Below are 15,993 nucleotides of genomic sequence, written 5' to 3'. Positions count from 1 at the left end.
TAATAATGGATTCCCCAACTGCATTTTGTGAGCTGAATCCATGTCTGTTGTTCTGCCCTTGCGCGGTGTAACCGCCCTTTCCGATTTCCGTGTTGAAAAACTCTTCCAAAAAGCAGCCGCCCTCGGCCTGCCCGAAGTCAAATTAAGCAGCGAATTTTGGTATTTTGTCGGTAGCGAAAAAGCACTTGATGCCGCGACAGTCGAAAAACTGCAAGCCTTACTGGCAGCGCAAAGCGTTGAACAAACGCCCAAAGCGCGCGAGGGCTTGCATTTATTTTTGGTAACGCCCCGTTTGGGCACCATTTCACCGTGGGCTTCCAAAGCAACCAATATCGCCGAAAACTGCGGCTTGGAAGGCATTGAGCGTATCGAACGCGGCATGGCCGTATGGTTGGAAGGTGCGCTTACCGACGGGCAAAAACAACAATGGGCAGCCCTGTTGCACGACCGCATGACCGAAAGCGTGTTGACCGACATCGATGCAGCGGCGCAACTGTTCCACCATATCCAATCGGAAACCTTCTCCAGCGTGGACGTATTGGGCGGCGGTAAAGAGGCATTGGTCAAAGCCAATACCGAAATGGGCTTGGCGCTTTCAGCCGACGAAATCGATTATCTGGTTGAAAACTATCAGGCTTTGCAGCGCAATCCGTCCGATGTTGAATTGATGATGTTCGCTCAGGCAAACAGCGAACACTGCCGCCACAAAATCTTCAACGCCGATTTCATCCTCAACGGAGAAAAACAGCCGAAATCCCTCTTCGGCATGATTCGCGACACGCACAACGCGCATCCCGAAGGCACAGTCGTTGCCTATAAAGACAATTCGTCCGTAATCGAAGGCGCCAAAGTTGAGCGTTTCTATCCGAATGCGGCGGAAAACCAAGGCTACCGTTTCCACGAAGAAGACACCCATATCATCATGAAAGTGGAAACGCACAACCATCCGACCGCCATCGCGCCGTTTGCGGGTGCGGCAACGGGCGCGGGGGGTGAAATCCGCGACGAAGGCGCGACAGGCAAAGGCTCGCGTCCGAAAGCAGGCTTGACCGGCTTTACCGTCTCCAACCTGAATATCCCTGGCTTGGAGCAGCCTTGGGAACAAGCCTACGGCAAACCCGGCCATATTGCTTCTCCTCTAGACATCATGATCGAAGGCCCCATCGGCGGCGCGGCATTCAACAACGAATTCGGACGCCCGAACCTCTTGGGCTACTTCCGTACCTTTGAAGAAAAATTCGACGGTCAGGTTCGCGGCTATCACAAACCGATTATGATCGCCGGCGGATTGGGTAGCATTCAGGCACAACAAACACACAAAGACGAAATCCCCGAAGGCGCATTGCTGATCCAACTGGGTGGTCCGGGCATGCTTATCGGCTTGGGCGGCGGCGCGGCTTCTTCCATGAATACCGGTACAAACGACGCATCTTTGGACTTCAACTCCGTACAACGCGGCAACCCCGAAATCGAACGCCGCGCACAAGAAGTCATCGACCGCTGCTGGCAACTCGGCGATAAGAACCCGATTATCTCCATCCACGACGTCGGCGCAGGCGGCTTGTCCAACGCCTTCCCCGAACTCGTCAACGATGCCGGACGCGGCGCGGTATTCAAACTGCGCGAAGTGCCGCTGGAAGAACACGGCCTCAACCCATTGCAAATTTGGTGTAACGAATCACAAGAGCGTTATGTATTGTCCATTTTGGAAAAAGATTTGGACACCTTCCGCGCCATCTGCGAACGCGAACGCTGCCCGTTTGCCGTAGTCGGCACGGCGACCGACGACGGCCATTTGAAAGTACGCGACGATTTGTTCTCCAACAACCCTGTCGATTTGCCGTTGAACGTTTTGCTCGGCAAACCGCCCAAAACCACGCGTACCGACAAAACGATTACGCCGTCTAAAAAACCGTTTAACGCCGGCGATATCGACATTACCGAAGCCGCCTACCGCGTTCTGCGCCTGCCTACCGTAGCGGCCAAAAACTTCCTGATTACCATCGGCGACCGCAGCGTTGGCGGCATGACCCACCGCGACCAAATGGTCGGCAAATACCAAACTCCGGTAGCCGACTGCGCCGTGACCATGATGGGCTTCAACACCTATCGCGGCGAAGCGATGTCTATGGGCGAAAAACCGACCGTCGCCCTATTTGACGCGCCTGCTTCAGGCAGAATGTGCGTCGGCGAAGCCATCACCAACATCGCTGCGGTCAATATCGGCGACATCGGCAACATCAAACTCTCCGCCAACTGGATGGCGGCGTGCGGCAACGAAGGCGAAGATGAAAAACTCTACCGCACCGTCGAAGCGGTTTCTAAAGCCTGTCAGGCATTGGATTTGAGCATTCCCGTGGGCAAAGACAGCCTGTCGATGAAAACCGTATGGCAGGAGAATGGCGAACAAAAATCCGTGGTTTCGCCGTTGAGCCTGATTATCTCTGCGTTCGCGCCAGTCCAAGACGTGCGCAAAACTGTTACGCCCGTATTAAAAGACAATGCCAATTCGTTCACTATTCTGCTGATGATTGACTTAGGCAACAACAAGTGCCGTATGGGTGGTTCTGCACTGGCTCAAGTGTATAACCGAAGCGGCGGCGAAGCACCTGATATTGATTCAGGCCGTCTGAAAGCGTTTTATCAGTTAATTCAGCAACTCGTTCAAGAAGATAAGTTGCTGGCCTACCACGACCGCAGCGACGGCGGTTTGTTTGTGACTCTGGCAGAAATGGCATTTGCTTCTCGCCGTGGCATGAATCTCGATCTGCTGACAATGGTAAGTAAAAATATTAACGTTCAAAACGAGTATTACTCGCCTCAAGAATGGCAAAAATTTGTCCTAACTACCCTGTTTAACGAAGAATTAGGAGCCGTTATTGCTGTTCACGCTGCCGACCACGAATATATTTTCAATTTGTGCGAAAAACTGAATCTCACGCTGCACCATTTGGGAGAGTTTGCCGATAGCGGTCATATGGTCATCAATGCAGGAGAAGAAATTTTTAATCAATCCCTTACCGACCTGCAACGCGCATGGCAGGAAACCAGCCACGCCATCCAACGCCTGCGCGACAACCCTGCCTGCGCCGACAGCGAGTTTGCCCTGATTGACGACAACGAACGCAGCGCATTGTTTGCCGACGTGAAATTCGACGTGAACGAAGACATCGCTGCACCGTTTATCAACAGCGGCGCAAAACCCAAAATCGCCATCTTGCGCGAACAGGGCGTAAACGGACAAATCGAAATGGCCGCCGCGTTCACACGCGCAGGATTCGATGCCTACGACGTGCATATGTCCGACCTGATGGCAGGCCGCGTCAATCTTGCCGACTTCAAAATGCTGGCGGCGTGCGGCGGCTTCAGCTACGGCGACGTACTCGGCGCGGGCGAAGGCTGGGCAAAATCGATTCTGTTCCACCCTGCTCTGCGCGACCAATTTGCCGCCTTCTTTGCCGATCCGAACACGCTGACATTGGGCGTGTGCAACGGCTGCCAGATGGTCAGCAACCTCGCCGAAATCATCCCTGGCACGGCAGGCTGGCCGAAGTTTAAACGCAACCTGAGCGAACAGTTCGAAGCGCGCCTGAGCATGGTCCATGTTCCGAAATCAGCCTCCCTGATTCTGAACGAAATGCAAGGCTCCAGCCTGCCTGTTGTGGTCAGCCATGGCGAAGGCCGCGCAGATTTCTCCCTGCACAGCGGCAATATTTCCACTGATTTAGGCATTGCGCTGCAATATGTAGACGGTCAAAACCAAGTGACCCAAACTTATCCGCTCAACCCTAACGGCTCGCCGCAAGGCATCGCCGGTGTGACCAACGCCGACGGCCGCGTTACCATCATGATGCCGCATCCGGAACGCGTGTACCGTGCCGCGCAAATGAGCTGGAAACCGGAAGACTGGACGGAATTGTCCGGCTGGTACCGCCTCTTTGCCGGTGCACGAAAAGCTTTGGGTTAACCGCCAGGCTGATTTGATTCGGCTTTAAAGAAAAGGTCGTCTGAAATAGGCACATCGGACTTCGCTCCAACCTGTTTCAGACGGCCTTTATGCCTCCTTAATGCTCTTTTCTGCATTGACTACCGCACAACATTTCATTTATGAATAAAAATAAATAGGAAATTAAAATGGGTACCTTAGGCAAGATATTAATAAAATTTTCTGTTCCATTAGTTCTTATTTGTCAAATAGCTTATATTTTAAATATTTATTTAACAATTAAATATAAGATAGAAATGATGAGTGCCACCGAAGACATACTAATCATAACCTATGATATAACTCAAATATTATCTACTTTTATTATTTTTGATATTCTAATTATATTAATTTTATTGATCTATATAAAATTTATTAAAAAACATAAGCTAGATAAACTATAAAAATATCTAAAATTAATAAAGAATAAAAGAGCCTTTTTGCAAAGGTCTTGTTTGTTTTCAGATGACCTTTTTGCATCCTTTTGCGTATAAAGACCAAACCCGTCACCATCATTCCGTATAATCATAATCCCCCTTAGCTCCCCATCAGCTATAATCGACATATTCAGACGGCCTTTCCCGACATTATGACTCGACAAGCCTTTATCCTCAGCGATTGCGAATTTTCCGAATGCGGAGAAAAGCCTTACGCCCTGTTGACCGCAAATCCGACGAAGGAACACCACTTCATCGCCCAAACCGAGCAGCGGCAGCATTCGCATAATCCACAGGTCAGCCCGCAAAACCAAAACGTTTACCGCCTACCGCTGTCAATGTTCCATACTAGCGAAAAAGCCCGTGGTAAAGAACAAAACCGTAGCGAAGCGATAAGCGTCAACATCATCGGCAACTTGGCAGCGAAAAACCTCTATACGCTGACCTTTGTCGAAGACTCCGCCAACCAATACAATCTGGAAAGCTGGTTCAACCGTCATGAGAGCAGCTACGAAGAAGCCTGCAATCATCTGCGCACCTTACCTGCAGGCCGTCTGAAAACAACTACGGCAAATGCTGACACCGTCAAAGTACCGGATGCCTTGTGGCGGATATTGCGGCTGAAATTCCTCGGTATTCTGCGCAATCCGCACAACCACAAAAACCTGTTTGCCCACCGCCTGCACCAAACGCTTCGGGCGCGGCTGCCGGAAGTCGGTTTTGAATTTGTCCGCTTGATCAGCAAACGCGATCCCAAGCGCATCGAAGCCATTATGCAGGACTACCGTTTCACTTTTCTCGGCTATGTCGATTGGCTGGGTGGGCTTTACGGTATGTTGAGCGAGGGCGTGGCGCAGCCGTCGTTGTTTGAACGGTTGTTTTGTAATATCTTTGCCGAACCCGAAGCAGTGAAAATCGAATTGTTCCGCTATCCGGAAAACACAGGGCTGTGCCTGTTTGGCGACAGCAGTTTCTGCCTGCAAGCCTCGGCCAAACTATTCAGCGTCGGCGTTAATATCTCGCACGATATGTTTGCTATCGTCCATCTGCAAACCGACCGTTGGCACGCGTTTAAGAATACCTTTCATCACGACGCGCCCAAACTGCAAGGCCAAGTGCGGATTATCGACGGCGACCAAACCCAAAGATTGCTGTTCAACCGACTGTGCATCCATCAAGCCCATGAAGCCGTGTTCGGCCAAAGCCCGAATATCAAAGATTATCTAGAGGCCGTCTGAAACCCCAAACCAGAAGAAAGCATATGAAAATCACGCCAATTAAAGCCCTAAACGACAACTACATCTGGATGATTCAAGAAGGCAACCATGCTGCCTGCGTCGATCCGTCTGATGCCACGCCCGTTTTGAAATTCCTCGTCCACAACCGCCTGATGCTGGCGCAAACATGGATTACCCATCCGCACCCCGACCATACCGGCGGCGCAAAAAGCCTGTTCCACGGCTTTTTGGAATCCCCGATCTATGGCGAAAGCGACATCGACGTGGCAACGCATACCGTCACCGCAGGTACGCAGTTCCCATTTGGCGAAGGCTTGGTTACCGTTTGGGCAACCCCCGGCCATACCGACCGCCACATCAGCTATCTGCTGGAAAATTCAGACGGCCTGCATGTTTTCTGCGGCGATACCTTGTTCTCCGCCGGTTGTGGACGCGTATTTACCGGAACAATTGAGCAGCTTTACGACAGCTTCCACCGATTCAACCAGCTACCCGAAGAAACGCTGTTTTATCCGGCACACGAATACACCGCCTCCAATCTGCGCTTTGCCCAGCATATCGAGCCGGACAACGCCGATATTCAGACGGCCTTAACTGCCGCCGAACACACGCCGACACTGCCTGTCAGCCTGGCGCACGAACGCAAAGTCAATCCGTTTTTCCGCATACACCTGCCCCAAGTTCAGGCACGCGCCGAAGAATTGAGCGGACGAAAATTAAACAGTGAACTCGAAGTCTTCGCTGCTTTGCGTGAATTGAAAAATCAATTTTAATTGGGCTTGGTCCCTAAAGAATAAGGCCGTCTGAACAATATCTGTTCAGACGGCCTTTATAATTTAGGGATTATTCCCATTCAATCGTGGCAGGCGGTTTACCGCTGACATCATAAACCACACGGTTGATGCCTTTGACTTCGTTGATGATGCGGTTGGACACGCGGCCAAGCAACGAGTATGGCAGCTCTGCCCAGTGCGCAGTCATAAAGTCGCTGGTAATCACGGCACGCAAAGCTACGACGTAATCGTAAGTACGGCCGTCTCCCATTACGCCGACGGATTTCACAGGCAGGAATACGGCAAAGGCTTGGCTGGTCAGGTCATACCAAGATGTGCCGTTTTCATCGGTAGTATTGCGCAATTCTTGAATGAAAATATCGTCTGCCTGACGGAGCAAGTCGGCGTATTCTTTTTTCACTTCGCCCAAGATGCGCACACCCAAACCCGGGCCCGGGAACGGATGACGGTACACCATTTCACGCGGCAGACCCAAAGCGACGCCCAATTCGCGCACTTCGTCTTTGAACAAGTCGCGTAAAGGCTCAAGCAGCTTGAGCTTCATGTTTTCAGGCAGACCGCCGACGTTGTGGTGTGATTTGATGGCGTGGGCTTTTTTGGTTTTCGCACCTGCGGATTCGATTACGTCAGGGTAAATCGTACCTTGCGCCAACCATTTAGCGTTGGTAAGTTTTTTCTCTTCGGCATCAAATACTTCGATAAATTCCGCACCGATGATTTTGCGTTTTTTCTCCGGATCGGTCACGCCGGCCAGTTTAGCCAAAAACTGCTCTTCGGCATCAACGTGAATCACGCGTACGCCCAAGTTGCGGGCAAACATATCCATCACCATTTTGCCTTCGTTCAAACGCAACAGACCGTGGTCAACAAACACGCAGGTCAGTTGGTCGCCGATAGCACGGTGAATCAGCGCGGCCGCTACGGAAGAGTCCACGCCGCCGGACAAACCTAAAATCACTTCATCGCTGCCGACTTGTTCACGGATTTTGGCAACGGCTTCTTCGATGTAGTTCGGCATGGTCCAGCTTGGTTGTGCGCCGCAAATATCCAAGACAAAGCGGTTCAACAGCGCGCGGCCTTGTTTGGTATGGGTCACTTCAGGGTGGAATTGGATGCCGTAGAATTGTTTCTCAGCGTTTTCCATCATGGCAATCGGGCAAGACGGTGTGTCGCCGATGACAGAGAAGCCGGTAGGCAGTTTGGAAACTTTATCGCCATGGCTCATCCAAACGTCGAGCGTGTTTGGCGCATCGTCTTGAATGCCGCGTGTCAGCTCGCTGTCGATGGTTTTAACTTGCGCATAACCGAATTCGCGTTGGTTACCCGGGGTAACTTCGCCGCCCAAGTGGTGCGCCATAAATTGCATGCCGTAGCAAATGCCCAAAACTGGAATGCCCAAATCAAAAATACCGGTATCGGCTTGATAATCGGATTCATAAACGGAATTAGGACCGCCGGAGAGGATGATGCCTTTCGGGTTGAAAGCTTTGATTTCTTCCAAAGGCATATCGAAAGAATGCAGTTCGCAGTAAACATGGGCTTCGCGCACGCGGCGGGCGATCAGCTGGGTAACTTGCGAGCCGAAGTCGAGAATAAGGATTTTGTCTTGGGTCATGGCGGAAACTTTGCAAAATGTAAGAAAACGGTGCGGCCGGTAGGGCAAATTTCAAATTTAAACCACAATAAAAAAGGCCGTCTGAAACGGCGGATTATACCATTGTTCAGACGGCCTTTATAGGGCAAAACCCAAATCTCTCATCTTTCTATTTTGTGTGTTTCTCAGGAATCATATCGCTGCGCGAGAGCAACAGCAGGCAACCCAACACGACCATGCCGATGGCCAATAACGGCGAGAGGTAAATCCAGTAGCTCATGTGCAGATAAATGGCTGTACCGATATAAACCAGCATCGGACCGGAAACGATGGACTGTTTGTTGATGCCGTCCATAATCAACACGGCAAGGCCCAAAATAATTAATGCACCGGCAATCATTGTCGATGTCGCAGGCAAAATATCCGTAGCGCGTAAAAACCAAATCGCGCCAAAGATAATCAAAAACAAAGGCAGAAAAAGTGAGGGGCGGGACATAACAACGCTCCGTAAAGGTTTCAGACGGCCTGTATTATTGGGTGCGTCGGCCATGCAGGCAAGATATAAAAATGCAATCTTGTGTGTAATTATGCAAAGGTTGGCACAACCAAAAGGCCGTCTGAACAGCGGCAAACCGAAATCAAATATTTCAATTCTCCCTGTTACAGACGGCCTTTTAAATCATCAGGCTTTGCCGGTGCTGCCGAATCCGCCTTCACCGCGCTCGCTGGCGGCAAACTCGTCCACGACTTTAAACGCGGCCTGGACAACCGGCACAATCACCATTTGCGCGATACGCTCCATCGGCTCGATGGTAAACGCTTCTTTACCACGGTTCCACAGAGAAACCTTCAATTCGCCTTGATAATCCGAGTCAATCAAACCGACCAAATTACCCAAAACAATACCGTGTTTATGACCCAAGCCGGAACGCGGCAGCAAAACGGCTGCATACGCAGGGTTGGCCAAATGTACGGCCAAACCGGTCGGCACGAGATACACATCGCCCGGCTGCAACACAACAGCTTCATCCAAGCAGGCACGCAAGTCCAAACCGGCAGAACCGGGTGTTGCATAAGCAGGCAGGGAATCGGCCATTTTCAGATTTAAGATTTTCAGTTCGACTTCGGTTTGCATGACAGGACTCCGTATTGTTCGATATTGGAAAGGGCTACGATTATACACAAATGCTCTTGAGGCCGTCTGAAAAAACGGAGTATGATTCAGTCAGACCTAAGGAGGAAAATCATGGATCTGCACAATATCCGCGAAGATTACAGCAAACGCGAGCTGTCGGAAGCCGAATGCCACGCCGACCCGATTGTCCAATTCGAGCAATGGCTGAACGAAGCGATTCACGCCGAAGTCAACGAGCCGACAGCGGTCAACGTTGCCGCCGTGGGCGAAGACGGCAGGCCCAACAGCCGCATGGTACTGCTGAAAGAAGTCAACCCCAAAGGCTTTGTTTTCTTTACCAATTACCACAGCCGCAAAGGCCGCTCCTATACGGCACATCCCTTTGCCGCCTTGACTTTTTTCTGGCCGGAACTCGAGCGCCAAGTGCGTGTTGAAGGACGCATTGAAAAACTCGACGCAGCCGCTTCGGACGAATATTTTGAAAGCCGCCCGTATACCAGCCGTATCGGCGCATGGGCAAGCGCGCAAAGCGAAGTGATTTCCAGCAAAGCCGTATTGGTGGCCAAGGCCGCGGCCATCGGTGTCAAACATCCCCTGCATGTTCCCCGCCCGCCGTATTGGGGCGGATACCTCGTTATTCCCGACCGCATCGAATTCTGGCAAGGCCGCCCCAGCCGCCTGCACGACCGCATCCAATACCGCCTGATTGATGGCAACTGGATACGCGAACGCCTTTCGCCATAATTTTCGGTTTTTCAAACAAAAATTTACTGGTTGAGTTACAATACAACCTTTCATAGGCAGGCCGTCTGAATTTGATTTTCAGACGGCCTTTTCCCCCAATCCAACCCCTGCCGCAACCGCCGCAGAAGAACCGCTTTTTCAAGCGAGTTAGGAAAAATCATGTCCAAACAGCCTTCCAGCAAACGCCAATGGCGCGACGGCATATCGTCTACCGCCAAAAAACCTTCCAAACCGGCCAAATCCTTTGCCAATAAAAAACGTCCCGACGACGAACGAAAAACATCAGGCAAACCTTACAACCAAAAAGTTTCAGACAGCCCCAAAGCTCAAAATACCGCGCCTAAACAACGTGCGGCTAAAGCCAAAAAACTGGTTGTCCGCAACCCAAACCAAAAAATCATGGAGCATGCCCGCGATTTGAAAGAACGCCGCAGCGACCTTTCACGCTTTGAACCCGAGCGCCTGCAAAAAGTCCTGGCCGCTTCCGGCGTCGGCTCACGTCGCGAAATGGAAGAATGGATCAGCAACGGCTGGGTAACGGTCAACGGCCGCGTAGCCCAACTGGGCGAAAAAGTTACGCCCGACGACCACGTTACCGTCAAAGGCAGCATCATCAAACTCAAATGGGCAGACCGCCTGCCGCGCATCATCCTCTACTACAAACAAGAAGGTGAAATCGTTTCCCGCGACGACCCGCAAGGCCGCGTCAGCATTTTCGACCGCCTGCCGCAAGCAGCCAGCAGCCGCTGGGTGGCCATCGGCCGTTTGGACATCAATACCAGCGGCCTCTTGATTCTGACCACTTCAGGCGAACTTGTTCAACGCTTTGCCCACCCCAGCTTTGAAGTCGAACGCGAATACGCCGCGCGCGTATTGGGCGAGTTGACCACCGAACAAATGCGTGTCCTGACCGAAGAAGGCGTCATGCTCGAAGACGGTTTGGCAAAAGTCGAACGTATCTACGAACAAGGCGGCGAAGGCGCAAACAAATGGTACAACGTCGTCATCAAAGAAGGCCGCAACCGCGAAGTACGCCGCATTTTTGAAAGCCAAGGCCTGACCGTCAGCCGCCTCGTCCGCGTAGGCTTCGGCCCCATCGGTCTGCCAAACCGCCTCAAACGAGGCCAGTTCTACGAACTCAATCCGGCAGAAGTCGCCAACATCATCAAATGGGCGGATATGCTGCTGCCGGGCGAACGTCGCCGGAAGAAAAGTTAATGTAAGATAAATCTGGGCTGAGACCTTTACAAAATCGTCTCAGCCTTATCACATCTTGCTTTAGTCATAAAAATCAAAAGAATTAAAACACTTAATACTCAAATCTCTTAGCACAAAACATACATTACAAATTTATTCCATTGATTTTAAATATTTGAATGATTTATAATTTTTTTCTACTTCATTATCAAATATAAGCAAAGTTGCTCCAACCTTCGCAAGACTGTACTCAATAATAGCCTATCCCTTCATCTTAACTAATCAGTATATTTACTGCTTCCAATACATCCAAATTTCTAAATGCTTTGGCATAAATTTCTTATTTATAAGATAATGCTATTTCTTTAACCATTATAAAAAAGGGGAAACTATGTTTGATTTTATAAAGCGGAAATTTCGTGAAGCCATCATTGACCCGATTTCCGACAGTGTTCGAGAAAAACAGGAACAATTGGCAGAAACGGCTTCTGAATATGCAGCACCAAGCGTTTTCTACCTACTCTTCGCCATTACAGGAGCAGTAGCCGTCATTTTGGTTTTACTGAGCCTTTCACTCTATATAGGCCAGCTTTTAGGCAGCTACCTATACGGACTATTTATCTTTACCTCATTTTTTATCTTATTGTTTTTATTCGTATGGGCAATGCGTTCTCGTATTGAAACAGCCGTTAAAAAAATCGTATATGAGCTTTTAAAACCATCAACAGATGCCGATGTTACGATTCCTTTGGTAGAGGCGGAAGTTTTAGAAGAAACGGAAGTCAAACGTTTGGAAAAACATTAAAATCTTGAAAGGTTGTCTGGAAAATATTCAGACGGCCATTTACCCTAGTTATACCTAGGACAAACCCTAAATAAAAAATACCTTCAAATTGCCAATACACTGCTCATAAGTACCCATAACAGCATATCCTTAGGAGCTTAAATCATGCCCCGTTTCTTCCTGAAAACCGTTTCCATACTCACTTTAGCAGCTTTGACAGCGTGTTCCGGTCCACTCGACCACTCAGACTCGTCAACCGAAAATCTTCATGACGCACCGGACTCAGCATTGCCTGCTGCTGCCGTTGCTGAAGAAAATCTGTCTCTTGCAGAAAACACTGAACGCTACCAAGAACAACCCGACCAACCGGTCAAATCCGTTGCCCAAGAGCCTGTTTCTACATTCAGCATCGATGTCGATACCGGCAGCTACGCCAACGTCCGCCGATTTCTGAACAATGGAGAACAGCCGCCTAAAGATGCTGTACGGATTGAGGAAATCATCAATTACTTCCCTTATAACTATCCACTGCCTACTGACGGCCGTCCATTTGCCGTTCATACCGAAACCATTGATTCTCCATGGCAACCGGAAGCCAAGCTGATCAAAATCGGTATCCAAGCACAAGACACGGCAAAGAAAGACCTGCCGCCTGCCAATCTTGTGTTCCTCGTGGACGTATCCGGCAGCATGGATGAAGAAAATAAACTTCCGTTGGTTCAAAAAACGCTGCGTATCTTGACCCAACAATTACGTCCGCAAGACAAAGTGACCCTGATTACCTATTCATCAGGCGAAGAGCTGGTGCTTCCGCCCACATCAGGTTCAGATAAAGAAACTATCCTGAAGGCCATCGATAAACTGAAAGCTGAAGGCTCGACTTCAGGTGAATCCGCTTTACGCATGGCCTACGAGCAAGCGCAAAAAGCCTTTGTACCCAACGGCATCAACCGTATCCTGCTGGCGACCGATGGCGACTTTAACGTCGGCGTATCTGATACCGCAACGCTCAAATCCATGGTTGCCGAAAAACGTAAAACCGGTGTTTCACTCAGCACGCTAGGCTTCGGTACGGATAATTACAACGAAGACATGATGGAACAAATTGCCGATGCAGGCGACGGTAATTACAGCTATATCGACAATGAAAAAGAAGCGAAAAAAGTTCTGCAACAGCAACTGACTTCCACGCTTGCCACCGTTGCGCAAGATGTCAAAATCCAAGTCGAATTCAATCCTGCCACTGTCAAAGAATACCGCTTGGTCGGCTACACCAACCGCACCCTGCGCAATGAAGACTTCAACAATGACAAGGTAGATGCGGGTGATATCGGCTCAGGCCACAGCATAACCGCCATCTATGAAATCATTCCGGTAGGCAAAAACGGCTGGCTGAACGAATCACGCTATCAAAAAGCCCCTGCCGTCAAAGGCAGTAAAAACGAATACGCCTTTGTCAAAGTACGCTACAAACTGCCTGGGGAAAAAGACAGCAAGCTGATGGAACAAGCAATTCCTGTTGGCAGCAAACCACTTGACCAAGCCGATAAAGACACCCTGCTTGCCCTTGCCGCAGCCTCTTACGCGCAAGCCCTGCGTGGCGGCGAATACAACGGCAAACTTGGCTGGAACGACATTGAGAAAATGGTGCAGAAAGTCCAAGGCGACGATCCGTTTGAGTTGAAATCGGAATTTCTCCAATTGGTACGCATTGCCGCCGGTAGCGAAAAGAAATCAGGTCCTTTAGTTAAAGAATAAAACCTGAAAAAGGCCGTCTGAAAAACATTCAGACGGCCTTTTAATTAAACTTTTTATTTTTCCGATTTCAACACGCGTTGACGGCGGGTTTCGCTCAACACCATACCCGCGCTGACGGAAACGTTCATGCTTTCTACCGTGCCAAACATCGGAATCGATACCAGCATATCGCAATGTTCGCGCGTCAGGCGGCGCATGCCTTCGCCTTCGTTGCCCATTACCCAAGCCACGCTGTCGGGCAAGTCGCAGTGGTAAAGGTCGGAGTCGCCGCCCATGTCCGTACCGACAATCCAAATGCCGTATTCTTTCAGCTCACGCAAAGTACGGGCAAGATTGGTTACGGTAATATACGGCACGGTTTCCGCCGCGCCACAGGCAACTTTGCTGACGGTCGCATTCAGGCCGGCGCTTTTGTCTTTGGGCGCAATCACGGCATGTACGCCCATCGCATCGGCAGTACGCAGGCACGCGCCGAGGTTGTGCGGATCGGTGATGCCGTCCAATACCAGCAAAAACGGCGGTTCGCTCAGGTTTTCCAACACATCTTCCAAGTGAACATGGTTTTTGGAAGCGTCGATAAACCCGACCACGCCCTGATGGCGCGCCCCTTTGCTGATGGCATTCAGGCGGTCGGCATCGGCAAAATGCACGCGTACGTTTTCAGAGGCCGCTTTATCCAATACATCGCGGGTGCGCGCATCGGATTTGCCCTCTTGGATATAGAGTTCGGTAATCGATTTCGGGTTTTGCCACAAACGGGCATTGACGGCGTGAAAGCCATAGATGAGTCGTTGGTTTGCCATGTTTTTGCTTTATCAAAAAATTCAGACGGCCATTATAACAAGTAAGGCCGTCTGAAAATTTTTTATTTCATCAAATAACCGAGTATGCCCGAAGTGCCAACGCCGATTAATACCGTCACCAACATCGAAAACCGGCTGGCAGCCAATACCGTCAAAGCGATGGCGATCAGCTCATGCGGCTTGTCCGATACAAAATAAGGCGCAATCACAGAAATCAACACACAGCCCGGCGCGGTCTCCATAACCACTTGCGCGCGACGGCTCAACGTACGGTTGCGCAATGCAAAAAAGCCGATTAATCGGGTTGAATAAGTAACGGCCAACATGCTTAAAAACAGCAGAAACGATTGCAGCGACAACAAATCCTTCACTTTTGTTCTCCCCACAAATACGCCGCCAACAAGCCCGACAACGTTCCGGCCGGAACATACCATGCGCCATCCACGGTCAAATAGGTTACGCACGCCACAATCAGGCTGATAAACCAAGGGCGTGAAGCCGCAAAGCTCTTCCACATCCCGCGCAGCAACACCAAAAACACCGCAGGAAACGCCATGCCGAAGCCCCATGCCGCCACATCACCAAACATCGGACCGACTGCCGCGCCAAACGCCGCAAAACCAATCCAAGTTACATACAAAATAAAGCACACGCCGGCATAAAACGGCATATTGAATGCAGGCAAACCAAGCGCCTTGCGTTTTTGAATTTCAGACAAAGCCATCGCCCAGCTTTCATCGCACATTACAAACAGTGCGGGCATCGCCTTTTTCAGCGGCATATCCCTCATATACGGCGCAATCGCCGCACCCATCAGGATATGGCGCGAATTAATCATAAACGTAACCGTTGCAATCAGCAGTATCGGCAAGGGATTTGCCCACAAATTAACTGCGGCAAACTCCGAGCCGCCGGCAAAATTCATGCCCGTCATCAGCAACATTTCCAACCAACTCATGCCTTTCTGCCCGCCCTGCATGCCCAAAATCAGCGCCCACGGCAACAAGCCGATCAGCATGGGAGAGCATTCTTTGATACCGCGCAGAAATTCTGAGCGAGGAGAAACGGTTTGATTCATTTTGATTGAAACGGTTTATTAAAAAGAAGCGACGTATTATAAAGCAGATGATATATTGACATGTCAATTATTAAAATAAGTTAATTTCTTATGTTTATGTTTTTTTCTGAATATTTAGTTATTGCATTTTCAACAGAAACGACAAAGAACGGCTGTTTTTACAGCCGTTTCATTTTGTATAAATTCATTAAACCATCTGATGGCGCGCTTTATCAAACGGCTTTTTAGTCTTGTGTATATAAAAGGCGATTTTTGCCAATTTCCGCATTAGTGCAACGATGATTATCATCTTAGGCTTTTTTGCCGCTTCCAAATTGCTTACAAGTTGAGGAAATGCATTCATGCGGTAGGCAACAAGGGCAGGCATAAACAAGGCGCGTTTTAATTGGCGGTGCCCGTATCGGCTCAATCTGCCTTTTTTATTGACACTTGTCCCCGATTGTTCA

General features: G+C 49.9%; 14 protein-coding genes. 7 read left to right on the top strand and 7 right to left on the bottom strand.

Going from position 1 to position 15,993, the window contains the following annotated elements; translation table 11 throughout:
* The first annotated feature begins 40 nt into the window (after positions 1 to 40).
* From purL to gloB, 3 genes are all read left to right on the top strand, one after another.
* Positions 41 to 3,967 carry a phosphoribosylformylglycinamidine synthase gene (gene purL / locus HMPREF2700_RS00120; protein ID WP_070589044.1) on the top strand — a complete coding sequence of 1,309 codons (3,927 nt, stop codon included), beginning with the start codon at positions 41 to 43 and terminating at the stop codon, positions 3,965 to 3,967.
* Between the two features lie 607 nt (positions 3,968 to 4,574).
* Positions 4,575 to 5,660 (top strand): hypothetical protein, encoded by a 1,086-nt coding sequence (locus HMPREF2700_RS00110; protein WP_070589041.1) that lies wholly within the window; start codon positions 4,575 to 4,577, stop codon positions 5,658 to 5,660.
* A gap of 23 nt (positions 5,661 to 5,683) precedes the next feature.
* Complete coding sequence (gloB, locus tag HMPREF2700_RS00105) at positions 5,684 to 6,433, top strand: hydroxyacylglutathione hydrolase (protein WP_070589039.1); 750 nt, start codon at positions 5,684 to 5,686, stop codon at positions 6,431 to 6,433.
* A 70-nt stretch (positions 6,434 to 6,503) separates the two neighbouring features.
* On the opposite strand, the gene guaA is transcribed toward gloB, so the two are convergent.
* From guaA to dut, 3 genes are all read right to left on the bottom strand, one after another.
* Complete coding sequence (guaA, locus tag HMPREF2700_RS00100) at positions 6,504 to 8,069, bottom strand: glutamine-hydrolyzing GMP synthase (protein WP_070461856.1); 1,566 nt, start codon at positions 8,067 to 8,069, stop codon at positions 6,504 to 6,506.
* 148 nt (positions 8,070 to 8,217) lie between these two features.
* Positions 8,218 to 8,544 (bottom strand): hypothetical protein, encoded by a 327-nt coding sequence (locus tag HMPREF2700_RS00095; RefSeq protein WP_004464437.1) that lies wholly within the window; start codon positions 8,542 to 8,544, stop codon positions 8,218 to 8,220.
* Positions 8,545 to 8,730: 186 nt separating this feature from the next.
* Complete coding sequence (dut, locus tag HMPREF2700_RS00090; RefSeq protein ID WP_070589037.1) at positions 8,731 to 9,183, bottom strand: dUTP diphosphatase; 453 nt, start codon at positions 9,181 to 9,183, stop codon at positions 8,731 to 8,733.
* Between the two features lie 111 nt (positions 9,184 to 9,294).
* Here dut and pdxH point away from each other — a divergent pair, with 111 nt between their 5' ends.
* The 4 genes from pdxH (at position 9,295) to HMPREF2700_RS00070 (ending at position 13,666) form a co-directional block, all read left to right on the top strand.
* Complete coding sequence (gene pdxH / locus HMPREF2700_RS00085; RefSeq protein ID WP_070589035.1) at positions 9,295 to 9,927, top strand: pyridoxamine 5'-phosphate oxidase; 633 nt, start codon at positions 9,295 to 9,297, stop codon at positions 9,925 to 9,927.
* 159 nt (positions 9,928 to 10,086) lie between these two features.
* A complete protein-coding gene (locus tag HMPREF2700_RS00080; RefSeq protein ID WP_070589033.1) occupies positions 10,087 to 11,145 on the top strand; it encodes a pseudouridine synthase in 1,059 nt (352 codons plus the stop codon).
* 370 nt (positions 11,146 to 11,515) lie between these two features.
* Complete coding sequence (locus HMPREF2700_RS00075) at positions 11,516 to 11,929, top strand: hypothetical protein (RefSeq protein WP_070589031.1); 414 nt, start codon at positions 11,516 to 11,518, stop codon at positions 11,927 to 11,929.
* Between the two features lie 144 nt (positions 11,930 to 12,073).
* Positions 12,074 to 13,666 carry a vWA domain-containing protein gene (locus tag HMPREF2700_RS00070; protein WP_070589030.1) on the top strand — a complete coding sequence of 531 codons (1,593 nt, stop codon included), beginning with the start codon at positions 12,074 to 12,076 and terminating at the stop codon, positions 13,664 to 13,666.
* A 53-nt stretch (positions 13,667 to 13,719) separates the two neighbouring features.
* On the opposite strand, the gene rlmB is transcribed toward HMPREF2700_RS00070, so the two are convergent.
* From rlmB to HMPREF2700_RS00050, 4 genes are all read right to left on the bottom strand, one after another.
* Positions 13,720 to 14,469 (bottom strand): 23S rRNA (guanosine(2251)-2'-O)-methyltransferase RlmB, encoded by a 750-nt coding sequence (gene rlmB / locus HMPREF2700_RS00065; RefSeq protein WP_004520319.1) that lies wholly within the window; start codon positions 14,467 to 14,469, stop codon positions 13,720 to 13,722.
* A gap of 62 nt (positions 14,470 to 14,531) precedes the next feature.
* A complete protein-coding gene (locus HMPREF2700_RS00060; protein ID WP_070589028.1) occupies positions 14,532 to 14,840 on the bottom strand; it encodes an AzlD family protein in 309 nt (102 codons plus the stop codon).
* Entirely contained in the window at positions 14,837 to 15,547 is a 711-nt protein-coding gene (locus HMPREF2700_RS00055; RefSeq protein WP_070589026.1) for an AzlC family ABC transporter permease, read from the bottom strand. Before HMPREF2700_RS00055 ends, HMPREF2700_RS00060 begins: the two co-directional genes overlap by 4 nt.
* Before the next feature lie 187 nt (positions 15,548 to 15,734).
* Positions 15,735 to 15,993, bottom strand: a 259-nt coding sequence (locus tag HMPREF2700_RS00050) for a transposase (protein WP_141745803.1), incomplete at its 5' end; no start/stop codon positions are given.

The sequence above is a fragment of the Neisseria sp. HMSC068C04 genome (assembly GCF_001810105.1).
Taxonomy (GTDB): Bacteria; Pseudomonadota; Gammaproteobacteria; order Burkholderiales; family Neisseriaceae; genus Neisseria; species Neisseria flavescens_B.
The sequence above is the reverse complement of the archived record's forward strand: the minus strand, read 5'-3'. Positions and strand labels throughout refer to the sequence as shown.

Excerpts from the sequence above, each read along its gene's own strand:
- purL (WP_070589044.1), top strand. The coding sequence starts at position 41 with ATGTCTGTTGTTCTGCCCTTGCGCGGTGTAACCGCCCTTTCCGATTTC.
- HMPREF2700_RS00110 (WP_070589041.1), top strand. The coding sequence starts at position 4,575 with ATGACTCGACAAGCCTTTATCCTCAGCGATTGCGAATTTTCCGAATGC.
- gloB (WP_070589039.1), top strand. The coding sequence starts at position 5,684 with ATGAAAATCACGCCAATTAAAGCCCTAAACGACAACTACATCTGGATG.
- guaA (WP_070461856.1), bottom strand. The coding sequence starts at position 8,069 with ATGACCCAAGACAAAATCCTTATTCTCGACTTCGGCTCGCAAGTTACC.
- HMPREF2700_RS00095 (WP_004464437.1), bottom strand. The coding sequence starts at position 8,544 with ATGTCCCGCCCCTCACTTTTTCTGCCTTTGTTTTTGATTATCTTTGGC.
- dut (WP_070589037.1), bottom strand. The coding sequence starts at position 9,183 with ATGCAAACCGAAGTCGAACTGAAAATCTTAAATCTGAAAATGGCCGAT.
- pdxH (WP_070589035.1), top strand. The coding sequence starts at position 9,295 with ATGGATCTGCACAATATCCGCGAAGATTACAGCAAACGCGAGCTGTCG.
- HMPREF2700_RS00080 (WP_070589033.1), top strand. The coding sequence starts at position 10,087 with ATGTCCAAACAGCCTTCCAGCAAACGCCAATGGCGCGACGGCATATCG.
- HMPREF2700_RS00075 (WP_070589031.1), top strand. The coding sequence starts at position 11,516 with ATGTTTGATTTTATAAAGCGGAAATTTCGTGAAGCCATCATTGACCCG.
- HMPREF2700_RS00070 (WP_070589030.1), top strand. The coding sequence starts at position 12,074 with ATGCCCCGTTTCTTCCTGAAAACCGTTTCCATACTCACTTTAGCAGCT.
- rlmB (WP_004520319.1), bottom strand. The coding sequence starts at position 14,469 with ATGGCAAACCAACGACTCATCTATGGCTTTCACGCCGTCAATGCCCGT.
- HMPREF2700_RS00055 (WP_070589026.1), bottom strand. The coding sequence starts at position 15,547 with ATGAATCAAACCGTTTCTCCTCGCTCAGAATTTCTGCGCGGTATCAAA.